Source organism: Demequina silvatica, from assembly GCF_000971215.1.
Taxonomy (GTDB): domain Bacteria; phylum Actinomycetota; class Actinomycetes; order Actinomycetales; family Demequinaceae; genus Demequina; species Demequina silvatica.
The window spans coordinates 57,425-72,233 of record NZ_BBMA01000004.1; the positions used below are offsets into that span (position 1 = coordinate 57,425).

The following is a 14,809-nucleotide window of genomic DNA, read 5'->3' on the forward strand; positions in this document are numbered from 1 at the left end:
CGAGCTCCCGGTGGCACGAGCGGCAGTTGATCGGTTGATCAATTCGGCTCGACGCTACAGAATCGGGGGCATGCCGTCAACGCCCGCCCCCGCGCAGTCCCGCCTCCCGGGCGAGGCGCGCCGCGCCGCGATCCTCGAGGCCGCGACCGCCCTCGCCCGCGCCGATGGGCTCGCCGCGCTCACCCTGCGGCGAGTGGGGGAGCGCGCCGGGGTGGCGTCCGGCCTCGTGGCGCACTATGTCGACGGCATGGACGCGCTGGTCGCGGAGGTGTTCACGGGCATCTCCGCGGGGGAGCGCGCCGAGGTCGCGGCGATCGACCGCCTGGCCCCGCTGGTGCGGACGCTCACCGACGGCTCGCGGGATGCGGTGACCCTCGTGTGGGTGCAGGCGTGGGCCGCGGCCCCGGGCAACGCCGCGCTTGCCGCCGCGGTCCGCGCGGAGATGGACGCGTGGCAGGCGCTGCTCGAGGAGTGCCTGGTCGCGGCGGGTGCGGCGGATCCCGCGCCGATCGCCCGGACGCTGCTGGGCATGATCGACGGCGTCAACGCGCACGCGCTCGCCGGCTGGCGGGAGCGCCGCGAGCACGCGGACCTGCTGCTGCGCTCGCTCGCCGCGATGCTCGGCGTGGAGGTCGACGCGCTCAGCTGACCCCGCGCGTGTCGGCGACCAGCGGGGCGATCGCGCGGGCCACGGCCTGCGCGCGCACCGGGTTGCCCGCGGCATCCAGCCCGGGGGAGTAGGCGGCGAGCGCGCCGGCGCCAGGCGCCACCATGACGAGCCCGCCCGCGATGCCGCTCTTCGCGGGCACGCCCACCGCGGCCATCCAGGTGTGGCTGGCCTCGTAGAGGCCGGCGAGCGCCATCGCGCGCAGCGCGACGTCCGCGGCCTCCGCGCTCACCACCCGTGCGCCCGTGACGGGGTCACGTCCGCCGCCGGCGAGCACCGCGCCCATGCGCGCGAGATCCGCGACGGTGAGTTCCACGCAGGACTGCAGCGTGTACAGGTGAAGCGCCTGCTCCAGCGGGCACCCGAGCAGGCGCCGCTCCTCGAGCAGGGTCGCGAGCAGCCTGTTGCGCTGGTTGGAGGCGTGGATCGCGTCCACCATGACCGGGTCGGCGCGCAGCTCCCTGCCCGCGAACGCCGACAGGCCGTCCGTGATCGCGCCGGCGCCCGTGAGCAGGCTCGCCGCCGTGATCGCGCCCGGGTTGACCATCGGGTTGGTGCGGCCGTCGGGGCTCAGCCGGATCGCCTCGGGATCGTTGAAGGCGAGCCCGGTCGCCGTCATCCCGGTACGGGCGATCACCGCCTCTGCGCCGACGGCGTCGACGGCGAGCGCCAGCACGAACGGCTTGGCCACCGACATAAGGATGAACGGCGCGGACGCGGCGCCGGCCGCCGCGCGGTCCCCGTCGAGGGGATGCCACGCGGCGGCCAGCAGGCCGGGGTCCACCGCCGCCAGGGCGGGGTAGACGTCGGTGACGCGGCCGGGGGAGCCGGCCCGCGCATCGTCCACCGCCGCGGCGAGGGCGGGCGTGGGTACGGAGGTCACGCCAACGATGCTCCCACGCCCGCGGGCGTCAGGACGCGGGCTGGTCCGCCTGTCGCGACGCCTCGAGCTCGCGCAGCTCGCGGCGCAGCACCTTGCCCACGTTGTTCTTGGGCAGGGCGTCGATGAACTCGATCTCGCGGGGGCGCTTGTAGCCGGTCAGGCGCTCCTTGAGGTAGACGCGGAGCTCGTGCTCGGTGAGGGAGCTGTCGCGGCGCACCACGAACAGCTTGGGCACCTCGCCCGAGTGCTCGTTGGGGATGGGGATGGCGCCGGCCTCGACCACCTTCGGGTGGAGCATGGCGGCGTCCTCGATCTCGCCCGGGTACACGTTGAAGCCGCCGCAGACGATGATCTCCTTCTTGCGGTCGACGATGGTGAAGAAGCCGTCCTCGGACTCGATGGCGATGTCGCCCGTGAGGAGCCAGCCGTCCGCCGTGATGACGCGCGCGCTCTCCTCGGGCTGGTTCCAGTAGCCCTGCATCACCTGCGGGCCGCGGACGGCGAGCTCGCCGCGCTCCCCGAGGGGCAGCGGGTTGGCCTCGTCGTCGACGATGCGCACGTCGGTGGACGGCAGCGGCACGCCGATGGTGCCGATCCGCGGCGGCATGTGCGTGGGGTTGACGCTCACCACGGGCGACGCCTCGGTGAGGCCGTAGCCCTCGGTGATGTCGTGGCCGGTGACGGCCTTCCAGCGGTCCGAGACGGCCGAGCGCACGGCCATGCCGCCGCCCACGGTGAGGCGCAGGCGCGTGAAGTCGATGTCCTTGAATCCGTCCGCGTCGAGCAGCGCGCCGGCGAGCGTGCTCACCAGGATGAGGCCGTCCGGCTTGGACGCGCCGAGCGTCTTGATGAAGCCGGGCAGGTCGCGCGGGTTGGTGATGAGCACGTTGTGCGCGCCGAACCGGAAGAAGCCGATGCAGTTCACCGTGAGGGAGAACACGTGATAGAGCGGCAGCGCAGCGATGATGACCGACTGGCGCTCCTCGCCCAGCGTGTTGCGGATCTGGGCCATGAACTGGTCCTGGTTGGCCAGCAGGTTGCCGTGCGTGAGCACCGCCGCCTTCGCGCCGCCCGTGGTGCCGCCCGTGTACTGGAGGAACGCGACGTCCTCGTGCGTGAGTCCCGGGTCGGTGAGGCGCGCCGGGTCGCCCGAGGCGAGCGCCTTGGTGAAGGGGATCGCGCCGGGCAGCGAGTACGCCGGCACCATCTTCTTCACGTTCGCGGCGAGGAAGTTGACGATCGCGCGCTTGGGCTGGGGCAGCATGTCCGCCACCTGGGTGACGATCACGTGCTCGATGGTGGTCTGCGGCAGCACCTGCTCGACCTTGTCGGCGAAGTTCGCGAGCACCACGATCGCCTTGGGGGCAGCATCGCGGAACACGCCCTCCATCTCTCGCGCCGTGTACAGCGGGTTGGCGTTCACCACGATGAGGCCCGCCCGCAGCGCGCCGTACAGCGCGACGGGGTACTGCAGCAGGTTGGGCATCTGGAGGACGATCCGGTCTCCCTTGACCAGGCCGAGCTCGTGCTGGAGGAACGCGGCGAAGCGGCTCGCGTGGGCGTCCACCTCGCGGAACGTCAGCGTCCCGCCGAGGTTGGAGAACGCGACCTTGTCGCCGTGGTTGCGGGCGGCCTCGGCGACCATCGCGCCGAGCGAGGACTCGTGGGCCGGCTCGATCGCGTGCGGCACGCCCGGACCGTAGTAGCGGTACCAGGGACGCTCGTCGCCGTTGACGGGGTCGTATGCCGGGGGAAGGTCAGATGGCATGGGGAAGGTCATCCTCATCGATGGTCGGACACGGTGCGCAGCATTCTGGTGCCTGGGAGGCCGCCACGCCAATCAACGCGCGGGGTGGACACCCAGCAATACGTGCGGTTTCACACCGTCCTTGGTGGTCACCGCCAAACGGAGTCCCTCAGCGTTGGGGGATACCGCAAGGCCCACGGTACCGGGCAGCAGAACTGGCTTGAGGAAGGCCGCGTCGGCGCGGTGCGCCGCGGGGATCCGCCCCTCGACGGCGGCGAGGGCGCGCGCATGCGTCCACATGCCGTGGATGATGGGCCGCGCGAAGCCGAACGCCCGTGCCGCGACGCGGCTGGTGTGGATGAGGTTCGGGTCCTGCGACACGCGTCGGTAGTCGCGGCCCAGGTGGGCGGGGAGGCGCCAGCGCGCGATCGGCTGGACGGGCTCCCACGGCTCGCGCTCGACCCCGGCTGCCGCGGCGCCGGGCGCCTCCATGCCCGTCGCCAGGTACGTGCTCACGCCGTCCCACACCGCCTCGCCGTCGACCTCCGCGCGCCCGACCAGGTCGAGCATCGCGCCGCGCGCGTGCGGCCTCAGGTTCTCGACATGCACCTGGAGCGCGAGCCGCTCCGTCGCGCGGACGGGGCGGAGCAGCGTCATGGTGTTGGTCGCGTGTACCGCTCCCACCAGCCGCACGGAGGAGCGGCGGTCGCCGAGCAGTGCCACGTGCAGGGGGAACGTGAGGACGTGGATCCAGGTCGCCGGCACCGTGTCGCGCAGCGTGTAGCCGCACACCCGCGAGTAGTCCGCGAGGCGGTCCAGGTCCTGCACCACGCCGTCGACCCGGACGGCGTGCGCCGGGATGCGCGCCTCGCGGGCGCGGCTGGGCACCAGCGCGCGGGCGAAGGCGGCGCCCATGGGAGGCAGCGCCTCGAGCGTCTCGACGTCGCGTCCCATCAGGCGCCCACCATGTTCTGGCCGCACACGCGGATCACCTGGCCGGTGACCCCCTGGGAGGCGGGGTCGCACAGGTAGCCGATGGTCTCGGCGACATCGATGGGGTTGCCGCCCTGGCTCAGGCTGTTGGCGCGGCGGAAGATCTCGCGCTGCACGAACGGGATCTTCGCCGTCATCTCCGTCTCGATGAAGCCGGGCGCGACCGCGTTGGCGGTGATGCCGCGGGACGCGAGGTCGGGCGCCATCGCGGCGACCAGCCCGGCCACGCCCGCCTTCGACGCCGCGTAGTTGGTCTGGCCCTTGTTGCCTGCGAGGCCCGAGGTGGAGGCGACGCCCACGATCCTGCCGTCGGCCGCCATGCCGCCCTCGGTCGCCGGGTCGAGCAGCACGGCGTTGATGCGCATCTCCGCCGCGAGGTTCACGTCGAGCACCGAGGCCCAGCGCGCCGCGTCGGTGTTGACCAGCATCTTGTCCCGCGTGATCCCTGCGTTGTGCACCATCGCGTGGATCCTGGCCCCGCGCGCGGCGACGTGCTCCGCGATCCTGGCCCCCGCATCGTCCCCCGTGATGTCGAGCTGCAGCGCGGTGCCGCCCACCTCGTTGGCCACCGCGGCGAGCGCCTCGCCGGCGGCCGGGATGTCGACGGCGACGATGGTCGCCCCGTCGCGCGCGAGCGTCCGGGCGATCGCGGCGCCGATGCCGCGTGCGGCGCCCGTCACCACGCAGATGCGGCCCTCGAGCGGTCGCTCCTCGAGGCGGGACGCGGGCGCGCCGCCGGGGGCCACGCGCCACGTCTGGCCGTCCACGAACGCGGACCGGCCCTGGAGCAGGAAGCCGAGCGTCGAGACCAGGTCGCCGGGCGCGACGCCGGGCCCCGCGTACACGAGGTTGGCGGTCGCACCGCCGCGCAGCTCCTTGCCGACGGTGCGGTTGATGCCGTCGAGGGCGCGCGCGACGGCGTCCGCCTCCCAATCCGAGCCGGTCGCGGGGCGGGCGACCACCACGATGCGCCCCGACCGCTCGATGCCGCGCACGGCCGGTCGCAGCACGGCGCGCAGTGCCTCGAGCTCGGCGACGGTGCGCACATCGGTCGCGTCGACCACGAGCGCGCCGATCCGGTCGCCGTAGCCGGGCGCGTCCTCGCCGGAGTCGACCACGGGCGCCTCGTGGGCGCGGCCCAGGAGCGCGAGCGTGTCCGCGACCAGCGTCGACGTGCCGAGCGGCGCGAGCACGATCGCTCCGGCGGGAAACTCGCGGCCCCGGCGCAGGCGCGGCGGCTCGTGGAGACCGGCCTTGGCGGCCACCTTGCGGCCGACGGGTGAGTAGAAGGCCTTCTCGAGCGCGCTCATCACACGGCCTCGAGGATCGCGACCACGCCCTGCCCGCCGGCGGCGCACACGGAGATCAGGCCGCGGGTGCCGGGGCCTCTCTCGTGCAGCAGCTTGGCGAGGGTGGGGACGATGCGGGCGCCGGTGGCGGCGAACGGGTGGCCGGCGGCGAGGGACGAGCCGGTGACGTTCAGCTTCTCGGGCGGGCACTCGCCGATGGGCCCGTCGAGGTCGAGGCTCGCGCAGTACTCGGGGTCCTGCCAGGCCTTGAGCGTCGCGAGCACGGTGGAGGCGAACGCCTCGTGAATCTCGAACAGGTCGATGTCCTCGACGGTGAGGCCCTGGCGGGCGAGCAGCCGGCCGGTCGCGCCCACCGGGGCGAGCAGCAGGTCCGCGCCGCCGGGGTGGTCCACGGCGGCGACCTCGGCGTCGACCACCTTGGCCCACGGGGTGAGGTGGTGCGCGGCGGCCCACTCCTCGCTGGCGAGCAGCACGGCGGCGGCGCCGTCGGACAGCGGCGTCGAGTTGCCCGCGGTCATGGTGCCGTCGGGGCCGCCGAACGCGGGCCTGAGCGTCGCGAGCCTCTCCACCGACGTGTCGGGTCGCAGCACGGCGTCGCGAGTCACGCCCAGGTACGGCGTGACCAGGTCGTCGAAGAACCCGCGGTCCCACGCCGCGGCGAGCCGGTGGTGGCTGGCGGCCGCGAGCTCGTCCTGCGACGTGCGGTCGATCTCCCAGCGGACGGTGGTGAGCGCCTGGTGCTCGCCCATCGACAGGCCGGTGCGGGGCTCCGCGACGCTAGGCGCCTGGGGGGCCAGGTGGCCGGGGCGGATCTTCGCGAAGGCCGCGATGCGCTCCTGAGCCGAGCGGGCGCGGGACGCCTTGAGGAGGATCCGGCGCAGCGGGTCGCTCACGGAGATGGGGGCGTCGGAGGTCGAGTCGACGCCGGCGGCGATGCCGTTGGTGAGCTGACCCAGCGCGATCTTGTTCGCGAGGTACATGGTGGTCTCGAGGCCCGTGGCGCAGGCCTGCTGGAGGTCGCACGCCGGGGTCTCGGGCGCGAGCGCCGAGCTCAGCACCGCCTCGCGCGTGAGGTTGAAGTCTCCCGGGTGCTTGAGGACGGCGCCGCCGGCGACCTCCCCGAGACGCTCGCCAGCGAGCCCCGCGCGGGCCACCAGACCGTCGATGGCGGCGGTCAGCATGTCATGGTTGGAGGCCCGTGCGTAGGGGCCTCCCGCCTTGGCGAAGGGGATGCGATTCCCGCCGACGACCACGACCGTGTGGCTCATAGCTCCTCCGTTGGATCGGTGATTAACCGATACCGACGGTAGCAGATACCGCCGGTACTGGGTATGGTGGGGCTATGTCATCCGATGGCCGGGACACCCGCTGGGAGCAGCACCGCGTCGACAGGCGCCGCGAGCTGGTCTCCCACGCGCTGCGCGCCATCCGCGCCCACGGCCCGGGTGTGGCTATGGAGGACATCGCCGCGCGCGCCGGCACCTCGAAGACCGTGATCTACCGGCACTTCGGTGACCGCGCGGGCCTCTACGGCGCGATCGTGGACGCGGTCCACGACTACATCCACGCGGGCCTCACCAACGCGCTCGAGCTCACCGACCCCGCGGACCTCGGGCGCATGGCGGGGGACCTCGCGGACGCGTACCTCGGGCTGGTCGAGCGGGACCCCCACATCTACCGCTTCGTGCTCGCCGCTCCGGCCGTCCAGGGTCAGCCCGACTCGGACCCGGCGGGACCGCTGCCCGGCATCATGGGCCGCCACGTGTCCGCCGCGATCGGCGAGCGCCTCGAGCTGTCGGGGCTCGACGCCTCGTCGGCCCCGATCTGGGGACACGGCCTGGTGGGTTTCATCCGCGCCGCCGCGGACCAATGGATGGAGGCCGACCCCCGGCCGCCGCGCGCCGAGGTGGTCGCGCACATCACCGCCCTGTTCACCCCCGGGTTCAAGGGCGCCCTCGCGCACTGAGCCCACCCTCATCGAAGGAGCAACGATGACGTTGACCGACGAGCCCACCGCCCCCGCCACGGACGAGCGCCTCACCACGCTCGGCGCCGCGCTGCGCACCGCCCTCGACGGGCCGTACGCGCGGGAGAGGGCGGTCGCCCTCGCGACCTTCCCGGCGGACGATGCGCTGCGTCCGGTCGCGTACGACGTCGAGCAGTCTCGGGACTGGTGCCTCGCGCGGCTGCGCGCCCTGGACGCGGCGGGCTTCGGCTCGGCGGGGGTCCCCGAGCGCGCCGGCGGCCACGCCGACCCGCTCGAGGCGGTGCTCACGTTCGAGACCCTCGCCAAGGCGGACCTGTCCGTCACCATCAAGTCGGGGGTCCAGTTCGGGCTGTTCGGCGGCGCCATCGCCAACCTCGGAACGGCGTGGCACCACGACGCCTTCCTGCCCGGCGTCACGTCGATGGAGCTGCTGGGCTGCTTCGCCATGACGGAGCTGGGGCACGGCTCGGATGTCGCGAGCCTCGAGACCACGATCACCTACCTGCCCGAGACCGACGAGTTCGAGGTGCACTCGCCCACGCTGGCCGCGACCAAGGCGTACATCGGCAACGCCGCCCGCGACGGCCGCATGGCCGCGGTGTTCGGCCAGCTGGTGGTGGCGGGGGAGCGCCACGGCGTCCACACCATCCTGGTGCCGATCCGCGACGAGTCCGGCCGCACCCTGCCCGGCGTGACCGCAGGCGACCACGGCCACAAGGGCGGCCTGCTGGGCATCGACAACGGCACGCTCACCTTCGACCACGTGCGCGTGCCGCGCCGCATGCTGCTCGACCGCTACGGCGGCGTGGACGCCGACGGCACCTACGGCTCCCCGATCGAGGACCCGACCCGCCGGTTCTTCACCATGCTGGGCACCTTGGTCCGCGGGCGCGTCTGCGTCGGCGGCGGCGGGGCGATGGCCGCGCGCCGCGCGCTGTCGATCGCGACCCGTCACGCGCTGCGCCGGCGCCAGTTCCCCGCCCCGGGGCGACCGGACGGTGTGCTGCTGCTCGACTACGTGGTGCACCAGCGGCGGCTGCTTCCGCTCATCGCCCAGGCCTACGCCCTCGGCGCCGCCCAGAACGAGCTCATCGCCGCCCTGGTGCACGTCCAGGGCGATGACGCGAGCACCGAGCGCGATCAGCGCGAGCTCGAGACCTTCGCCGCGGGCATGAAGGCCATGCAGACATGGTTCGCGAACCGGGCGGTGCATGAGGCGCGCGAGGCCTGCGGCGGCGCGGGCTACATCAGCGAGAACGAGCTCACCGCCCTGCGCGGCGACGTCGACATCTTCGCCACCTTCGAGGGCGACAACACCGTCCTCATGCAGCTGGTGACCAAGGCGCTGCTGGGCGACTTCCGCCACGCGTGGAGCGCTCTCGACCGCTCCGGGGTGGTGCAGGCGACCACCCGGGCGGTCGGGGAGATGGTGATGGAGCGCACCGCCGCGGGGCTCATGCTCGACCGGCTGGCGAGCACCGCCCGGCGCCGCCCCGAGGAGACCACCCTGGTGGACCGCGGCTGGCACGCGCTCATGTTCGAGGACCGCGAGCGGCACTCGCTCGAATCGCTCGCGCGCCGCATGCGCGCCGCCGCCAAGTCCGGCGGGGACACGTTCGAGGCGTTCAACCGGCTCGGCCCGCACGTGCAGTTCGTGGCCCGCGCCCACATGGAGCGCGTCACCCTCGCCGCGTTCGTCAAGGCCATCGACACCTGCGCCGACCGCGAGGCCAGGGACGTGCTCGAGCGCGTGTGCAGCCTGTACGCGCTGTCGAGCATCGCCGGCGACCGCGCCTGGTACCTCGAGCACAACCGGGTGACCGCGGGGCGGTCCAAGGCGATCGGCGACCAGATCGACGCGCTGTGCCGCGAGCTGCGTCCCCATGCGCTCGCCCTGGTCGAGGGCCTGGGCATCCCGCGCGGCTGGCTGACCGCGGCGGTGCTCGCGGACTGACCCGTACGGGAGAGCGCTTCCCGGAATCCCTGGGGCGCCGGCGTGGTTGACTGGTCATCCGCGCGCTCGACGATGAGCGGACCCTCCCCTCATCACAGATCGGCGCCCCATGTCCTCACTGAGCCCCGCCCGCACGCGCTGGGCGCTCTTCGCGCTCGCGCTCGGCGGCTTCGGCATCGGCACCACCGAGTTCGTCGCGATGGGCCTGCTGCCCGACATCGCGCGCGACCTGCTCCCCACGCTGTACGCGCAGGACCCCGACGCCGCGATCGCCAAGGCGGGGATCGTCATCTCCGCCTACGCGATCGGCGTGGTGATCGGCGCCCCGACCATCGCGGCGGTGGCGGCGCGCTTCCCGCGCAAGGGGCTGCTCATGGTGCTCGCCGCCGGCTTCACCCTCGGCACCATCGCGTCCGCGCTCGCCCCCACGTTCGAGACCGTGGTGGCCGCGCGCGTGCTCGCGGGCCTGCCGCACGGCGCGTACTTCGGCGTCGCCGCCCTGGCGGCCGCCGACCTCATGGGCGCGGGCAAGCGGGGCCGCGCGGTCGCGTTCGTGCTGTCGGGGCTCACCATCGCCAACGTCATCGGCGTGCCGGTGGTCACGTGGGTGGGCCAGCAGTCGGGCTGGCGGATCGCCTACCTGGGTGTCGCCGCGATCTTCGCGCTCACCACCCTCGCCATCGCGCTGCTCGTCCCCAAGGCGCCGGGCGACCCGCACGCCACCGTGCGCCGCGAGCTCTCCGCGTTCACGCGCCCCGCCGTCTGGTTCGCGCTTGCGACCGGAGCGCTCGGCTTCGGCGGCTTCTTCGCCGTCTACTCGTACGTGTCGCCCCTCGCGACCGAGGTCACCGGCACCACCGAGGCGTTCGTTCCGCTCGCGCTGATCGTGCTCGGCCTGGGCATGACCGCGGGCAACATCGTGGGCGGCCGCATGGCCGACGGCGGCGCGATGCGCGCGGTGTTCCAGCTGTTCGGCGCCTTCGCGGCCTCCCTGCTGCTCCTCGGGCTCGCCGCGGGCACCGTCCCCGGCCTGCTGCTGGGCCTGTTCCTGGTGGGCGCGACCGCCGCCGCGATCTCTCCCGCGATCCAGACCCGCCTCATGGACGTCGCGGGCGACAGCCAGACCATCGCCGCCGCGGTCAACCACTCCGCGCTCAACATGGGCAACAGCCTGGGAGCCTTCCTGGGCGGCGCCGTGATCGCGGCCGGCTGGGGCTACCTCGCGCCCACGTGGGTGGGCCTCGCGCTGTGCGTGCCCGGCGTCCTCGCCGCGGTCGCCGGATGGGCGGTCACGCGGGTCCCGGTGGACGATGCGGTAGCCTCCTTGGCGGCCGAAGGCGACCGGGTCGCCGCGAGCCCGGGACGCTGACCCGGCCCGCGCATCGTCCCTCCGGACGGCGCGCCACCCGCAGCCTGGAGGACCCGCCGTGACCGTGATCGAGCCGCCCGTCGACGTGAAGAGGCACGCGCTGTGGGAGGACGTGCTCGCGGTGCTGATCGGCGCGTTCCTCATGTCGTGGGGCATGTACCTGCTCAGCGCGATCGACGGCGTCACCGGAGGGCTCGCGGGCGTGGCGTTCCTCACCAGCTACGTGAGCGGCTGGGAGCTGGGGCTCGTGTACTTCCTCATCAACGTGCCGTTCTACTGGCTCGCGCTACGCCGCATGGGATGGCAGTTCACGGTGAAGACGCTGGCGGCGGTGGGCCTCATCTCTGTGGGCGTGGGCCTGCATCCGCACTTCATCGACGTGGCGTCGCTCAGCCCGATGTACGCGGCGATCTTCGCGGGGCTCGCGGTGGGCACCGGCATGATCGTGCTGTTCCGTCACGGCGCGAGCGCCGGCGGCTTCGGGATCCTCGCGCAGTACCTGCAGAAGACCCGGGGCTGGCGCGCCGGCTATGTGCAGCTCGCGCTCGACCTGTGCGTGATCGCCGCCTCGGTGGCGCTGGTGAACCCATGGATCCTGCTGTGCTCGATCGTGGGCGGCGTGCTGCTCAACCTGGTGGTCGCGATCAACCACCGCCCGGGCCGCTACTTCGGCTGAGCCGCCCCCACGGCGAGCGCCTCGCGGATGTCCTCGGCTATCGCAGCGGGCTCGGTGGTGGGCGCGTAGCGGCGGATGACGTGGCCGTCGCGTCCCACCAGGAACTTGGTGAAGTTCCACTTGATCGCGCCGCCGGCGAGGCCGCGGGTCTGCGACTTCAGCCACGTGTACAGCGGGTGCGCGTCGCGGCCGTTGACGTCGATCCTCGCGAACATGGGGAACGTCACGCCGTAGTTCGCCTGGCAGAACTCTCCGATCTCCTTGGACGTGCCCGGCTCCTGGCCCGCGAACTGATTGCAGGGGAACCCCAGCACCGCCAGGCCATGGTCGCCGAGCTCGCGGTGCAGCGCCTCGAGGCCCTCGAACTGAGGGGTCAGACCGCACTTGGACGCCGTGTTCACCACGAGCACCACCGATCCGGCGTAGTCCGCGAGCGAGCGCTCGGTGCCGTCGAGCGCGATGGCCGTGAAGTCGTGAAGAGTGGACATGTCACCATCCTCGCACCATCGCGGCGCGGCCTGTGGGAGCCTGGCGACGTGACCACGCCGCCCCCGCTGCCCGCCGACCGCGACCCGGGCGACAACTGGGCGGTCGCCCCCGACGGCACCCGCTACTGGGGCGCGTTCGGCGCCGCCGGGCTGCTCGCGCACCACGCGGAGCGCGGCATCCTGCTCCAGCATCGGGCCGCGTGGAGCCATCACGGCGGGACGTGGGGCATCCCCGGCGGGGCGCGGCACCACGGCGAGGCGGCGCTCGACGCCGCGCTGCGCGAGGCCGCCGAGGAGGCGGGGGTGCCCGCCGGGTCGGTCCATCCGGAGGCCGTCCACGTCCTCGACCGCGAGATCTGGACCTACACCACCGTGGTGGCCCGGGTCACCGCGGCCTTCGAGCCCGTCGCCGCCGACCAGGAGAGCCTCGAGCTGGCCTGGGTCGCGGTCGACCGCGTCGACGAGCTCGCGCTGCACCCCGGGTTCGCCGCGTCCTGGCCCGTGCTGCGCGAGGCCCTCGCGCATCGTCCCGCGCTGGTGGTCGACGCCGCCAACGTGGTGGGCTCGGTCCCCGACGGATGGTGGCGCGACCGTGCGGGCGCCGCGACGCGGCTGATGGACCGGCTCGCGACCCTCGCGGCGGCCGGCATGCCCGCCCCCGACTGGGGCCTGCCGCTGCACGCCTGGTACCCGCGCATCGTCGCGGTGGTCGAGGGCCGCGCGCGCGGCACGGCCGCGCCGCCCGGGGTGGAGGTGGTTCACGCGCCGGGGGAGGGGGACGATGCGATCGTCGCCCAGGCGCACGCCCTCGCCGCCGCGGGGCATCGGGTGACCGTCGCCTCCTCCGACCGCGGCCTCCAGCGGCGCGTCGCGGACGTGGCCCGCACGCGCGGCGCCGGCTGGCTGCTCGACGCCCTCGACGCCGCGGAGCGCGCTCAGCCCGGGTGATGCAGCCGGTAGAACCGGAAGAACGCGAAGTCCTCGATGGGCAGCACGCTGACGTCGGCGAAGCCGGCGCTCTCCGCGTAGCCGCGCAGCACGCCGGGCCGCATGACCGTGCCGGTCGCGACGCTCGGCGACGCGGACATGCTGTCCGGCAGGCACACCAGGATGCTGTAGCCGTACATGAGCCGCTCCACCATGTCGCCCGGCTCCGCGTACCGCTCCGCGACGGCCTCGTCCATGATGATGACGGCGCCGTCGGGCCGCACCGCGCGGCGGATCGCGTCGAGCACCTCGACGGGCTGCGGCATGTCGTGCAGCGCCTCGAGCACGAACGCCGCGTCGTAGTCGCCCTCGAGCGCGCCCGCGTCGGCGTGCAGGAACTCGACGCGGTCCGCGAGGCCCGCCTCGATCGCGTTCGCGCGCGCCCGCAGCACCGAGGGCTCGTCGACGTCCACGCCGGTCACTCGCGCCGTCGGGTAGGCGCGGGCGAGCGCGAGGGCCGACCAGCCGGCGCCGCACGCGATGTCCGCGATGCGCGCGCCGGGGCGCGACAGGATCGCGTCGAGCTCGGGCACTGCCGCCAGCGCCGGAGCGAGCATGGTCTCGAACCAGGGGCGGTTGACGTCCGCCTGCGCCCAGCGGGCGTCGTCGCCGAGGTCAGCCCAGCTCACCCCGCCGCCCGAGCGGTACGCCTCGAGCAGCGCGGGGATCTGGACGCCCGCCGCGGCGACCATGCGGGCCAGCGGCGCGACGTACGCGAGCGACGAGCCGTCGGTGAGGGCCTCGGCGGCGCCCGGCGGGAGCGCGTAGGTCCGCACGCAGTCGACCTCCGACGCGGTCACCATGCCCGCCGCGGCCTGATGCTCGAGCCACTCGCGCGCGTACCGGGCGTGCGTGCCCGTGGCCTGGGCCAACGACTCGGGGGTGTGCGGCCCGCCCGTGGCGAGCTCGCGATACCAGCCGAGCCGGTCGCCCAGGTGGATCGCGAGGGTGTCCATCGCGCCCATCGCGGACACCAGGACGTGCTCCGCCCAGGCATCCGCGTCGGCCTGCGCATGCGGGGACATGCCGGCTCCTCCCCGTCGCCCCCGGGCGGGCGACCGCCACCCTCCATGGCACCGCGCGCGCGGCGTCCCGTCAAACGGAGAGGCGCGTCGCGAGGAAGGCGCGGACGTCCTCCATCTCCTCCTCGGTGATGGAGTGGCCCAGTCCGGGGTAGATCCGCGTCTCCACGTCGGCGTGGTCGCGCAGGAACGCTCGGGTGCGGTCGATCGCGCGCGGCCAGATCACCGGGTCGGACCCGCCGCGACCCCAGAACACGGCGGGCCGGATGGCGGCGAGGGTCGGGTCGGCCGCCTGGGCGCCCTCGGGCACGAACCCGGCGAGCACCACGGGCGCGACCACGCGCTCCGGGCGGGTGCGCAGCAGTTGCAGGGCCATGAGCCCGCCCTGGGAGAACCCGAGGGGGACGATGCGCGGGTCGGGTCCCAGCGTCGCGTCCACCCAGTCCCACACGGCGGCGGTGGCCGCGTCGATCGCGTCCTGGTCCATCGCGCCGTCGGGGGACAGCGGGAACCAGGCGGCACCCCCGTACCCCGTGTCGAGCGGCGCGCGCAGCGACGCCCAGGGGAGCCCGGCGGGCAGCCAGTGCGCGAGCGACACCAGGTCCTGCTCGTGCGAGCCGAAGCCGTGCAGCAGCAGCGCGACGGTGTCGGAGTCGGAGCCGGGCGGGACGGGGGAGAGGACGGAGCGCAGGACGGTCACGCTCCCCAGTATCGCGGGTCCGCCGG

14 protein-coding genes are annotated in these 14,809 nt (G+C 73.9%); 6 read left to right on the top strand and 8 right to left on the bottom strand.

The annotated features are described in order from the left end of the window. Nucleotides 1-70 precede the first annotated feature (70 nt). The gene (locus AOM05_RS06105) at nucleotides 71-649 is read left to right on the top strand and encodes a TetR/AcrR family transcriptional regulator (RefSeq protein ID WP_062520350.1); all 579 of its coding nucleotides are present in this window, start codon (nucleotides 71-73) and stop codon (nucleotides 647-649) included. Here the strand turns inward: AOM05_RS06105 and AOM05_RS06110 are convergent. The 5 genes from AOM05_RS06110 to AOM05_RS06130 all read right to left on the bottom strand — a co-directional run bounded on the left by AOM05_RS06110 (nucleotide 642) and on the right by AOM05_RS06130 (nucleotide 6,868). Beyond that, the gene (locus AOM05_RS06110; protein WP_169746726.1) at nucleotides 642-1,550 is read right to left on the bottom strand and encodes a glutaminase; all 909 of its coding nucleotides are present in this window, start codon (nucleotides 1,548-1,550) and stop codon (nucleotides 642-644) included. The genes AOM05_RS06105 and AOM05_RS06110 overlap by 8 nt on opposite strands. Nucleotides 1,551-1,578: 28 nt before the next feature. Continuing rightward, entirely contained in the window at nucleotides 1,579-3,318 is a 1,740-nt protein-coding gene (locus tag AOM05_RS06115; RefSeq protein ID WP_062520354.1) for an AMP-binding protein, read from the bottom strand. A 72-nt stretch (nucleotides 3,319-3,390) separates the two neighbouring features. After that, the gene (locus tag AOM05_RS06120; protein WP_062520355.1) at nucleotides 3,391-4,251 is read right to left on the bottom strand and encodes a MaoC/PaaZ C-terminal domain-containing protein; all 861 of its coding nucleotides are present in this window, start codon (nucleotides 4,249-4,251) and stop codon (nucleotides 3,391-3,393) included. Continuing rightward, a complete protein-coding gene (locus tag AOM05_RS06125; protein ID WP_062520356.1) occupies nucleotides 4,251-5,600 on the bottom strand; it encodes a 3-oxoacyl-ACP reductase in 1,350 nt (449 codons plus the stop codon). The genes AOM05_RS06120 and AOM05_RS06125 overlap by 1 nt, the downstream gene beginning before the upstream one ends. Then, the gene (locus AOM05_RS06130) at nucleotides 5,600-6,868 is read right to left on the bottom strand and encodes an acetyl-CoA C-acetyltransferase (protein WP_062520358.1); all 1,269 of its coding nucleotides are present in this window, start codon (nucleotides 6,866-6,868) and stop codon (nucleotides 5,600-5,602) included. The genes AOM05_RS06125 and AOM05_RS06130 overlap by 1 nt, the downstream gene beginning before the upstream one ends. A 74-nt stretch (nucleotides 6,869-6,942) precedes the next feature. On the opposite strand from AOM05_RS06130, the gene AOM05_RS06135 reads away from it, so the two are divergent. The 4 genes from AOM05_RS06135 (at nucleotide 6,943) to AOM05_RS06150 (ending at nucleotide 11,586) form a co-directional block, all read left to right on the top strand. Next, complete coding sequence (locus AOM05_RS06135; RefSeq protein ID WP_062520361.1) at nucleotides 6,943-7,566, top strand: TetR family transcriptional regulator; 624 nt, start codon at nucleotides 6,943-6,945, stop codon at nucleotides 7,564-7,566. Between the two features lie 25 nt (nucleotides 7,567-7,591). Then, complete coding sequence (locus tag AOM05_RS06140; protein ID WP_062520363.1) at nucleotides 7,592-9,541, top strand: acyl-CoA dehydrogenase family protein; 1,950 nt, start codon at nucleotides 7,592-7,594, stop codon at nucleotides 9,539-9,541. A gap of 109 nt (nucleotides 9,542-9,650) precedes the next feature. Beyond that, the gene (locus tag AOM05_RS06145; protein WP_062520365.1) at nucleotides 9,651-10,910 is read left to right on the top strand and encodes an MFS transporter; all 1,260 of its coding nucleotides are present in this window, start codon (nucleotides 9,651-9,653) and stop codon (nucleotides 10,908-10,910) included. A gap of 58 nt (nucleotides 10,911-10,968) precedes the next feature. Further along, nucleotides 10,969-11,586 carry a YitT family protein gene (locus tag AOM05_RS06150; protein ID WP_228373226.1) on the top strand — a complete coding sequence of 206 codons (618 nt, stop codon included), beginning with the start codon at nucleotides 10,969-10,971 and terminating at the stop codon, nucleotides 11,584-11,586. Here AOM05_RS06150 and AOM05_RS06155 read toward each other — a convergent pair. Further along, nucleotides 11,574-12,074, bottom strand: a complete 501-nt coding sequence (locus AOM05_RS06155; protein ID WP_062520367.1) for a glutathione peroxidase — start codon at nucleotides 12,072-12,074, stop codon at nucleotides 11,574-11,576. The genes AOM05_RS06150 and AOM05_RS06155 overlap by 13 nt on opposite strands. Nucleotides 12,075-12,122: 48 nt before the next feature. Here AOM05_RS06155 and AOM05_RS06160 point away from each other — a divergent pair, with 48 nt between their 5' ends. Next, complete coding sequence (locus tag AOM05_RS06160) at nucleotides 12,123-13,022, top strand: NUDIX domain-containing protein (protein WP_156165076.1); 900 nt, start codon at nucleotides 12,123-12,125, stop codon at nucleotides 13,020-13,022. On the opposite strand, the gene AOM05_RS06165 is transcribed toward AOM05_RS06160, so the two are convergent. Beyond that, complete coding sequence (locus AOM05_RS06165; protein ID WP_062520370.1) at nucleotides 13,010-14,086, bottom strand: class I SAM-dependent methyltransferase; 1,077 nt, start codon at nucleotides 14,084-14,086, stop codon at nucleotides 13,010-13,012. The genes AOM05_RS06160 and AOM05_RS06165 overlap by 13 nt on opposite strands. 70 nt (nucleotides 14,087-14,156) lie before the next feature. Beyond that, nucleotides 14,157-14,783, bottom strand: coding sequence for an alpha/beta hydrolase (locus AOM05_RS06170; protein ID WP_169746727.1), 627 nt, complete (start codon nucleotides 14,781-14,783; stop codon nucleotides 14,157-14,159). Between the last annotated feature and the right edge of the window lie 26 nt (nucleotides 14,784-14,809).

Bases quoted from the DNA above. Each gene is read 5' to 3' on its own strand.
- AOM05_RS06165 (WP_062520370.1), bottom strand. From the start codon at position 14,086: ATGTCCCCGCATGCGCAGGCCGACGCGGATGCCTGGGCGGAGCACGTC.
- AOM05_RS06125 (WP_062520356.1), bottom strand. From the start codon at position 5,600: ATGAGCGCGCTCGAGAAGGCCTTCTACTCACCCGTCGGCCGCAAGGTG.
- AOM05_RS06115 (WP_062520354.1), bottom strand. From the start codon at position 3,318: ATGCCATCTGACCTTCCCCCGGCATACGACCCCGTCAACGGCGACGAG.
- AOM05_RS06120 (WP_062520355.1), bottom strand. From the start codon at position 4,251: ATGGGACGCGACGTCGAGACGCTCGAGGCGCTGCCTCCCATGGGCGCC.
- AOM05_RS06140 (WP_062520363.1), top strand. From the start codon at position 7,592: ATGACGTTGACCGACGAGCCCACCGCCCCCGCCACGGACGAGCGCCTC.
- AOM05_RS06155 (WP_062520367.1), bottom strand. From the start codon at position 12,074: ATGTCCACTCTTCACGACTTCACGGCCATCGCGCTCGACGGCACCGAG.
- AOM05_RS06135 (WP_062520361.1), top strand. From the start codon at position 6,943: ATGTCATCCGATGGCCGGGACACCCGCTGGGAGCAGCACCGCGTCGAC.
- AOM05_RS06145 (WP_062520365.1), top strand. From the start codon at position 9,651: ATGTCCTCACTGAGCCCCGCCCGCACGCGCTGGGCGCTCTTCGCGCTC.
- AOM05_RS06105 (WP_062520350.1), top strand. From the start codon at position 71: ATGCCGTCAACGCCCGCCCCCGCGCAGTCCCGCCTCCCGGGCGAGGCG.
- AOM05_RS06130 (WP_062520358.1), bottom strand. From the start codon at position 6,868: ATGAGCCACACGGTCGTGGTCGTCGGCGGGAATCGCATCCCCTTCGCC.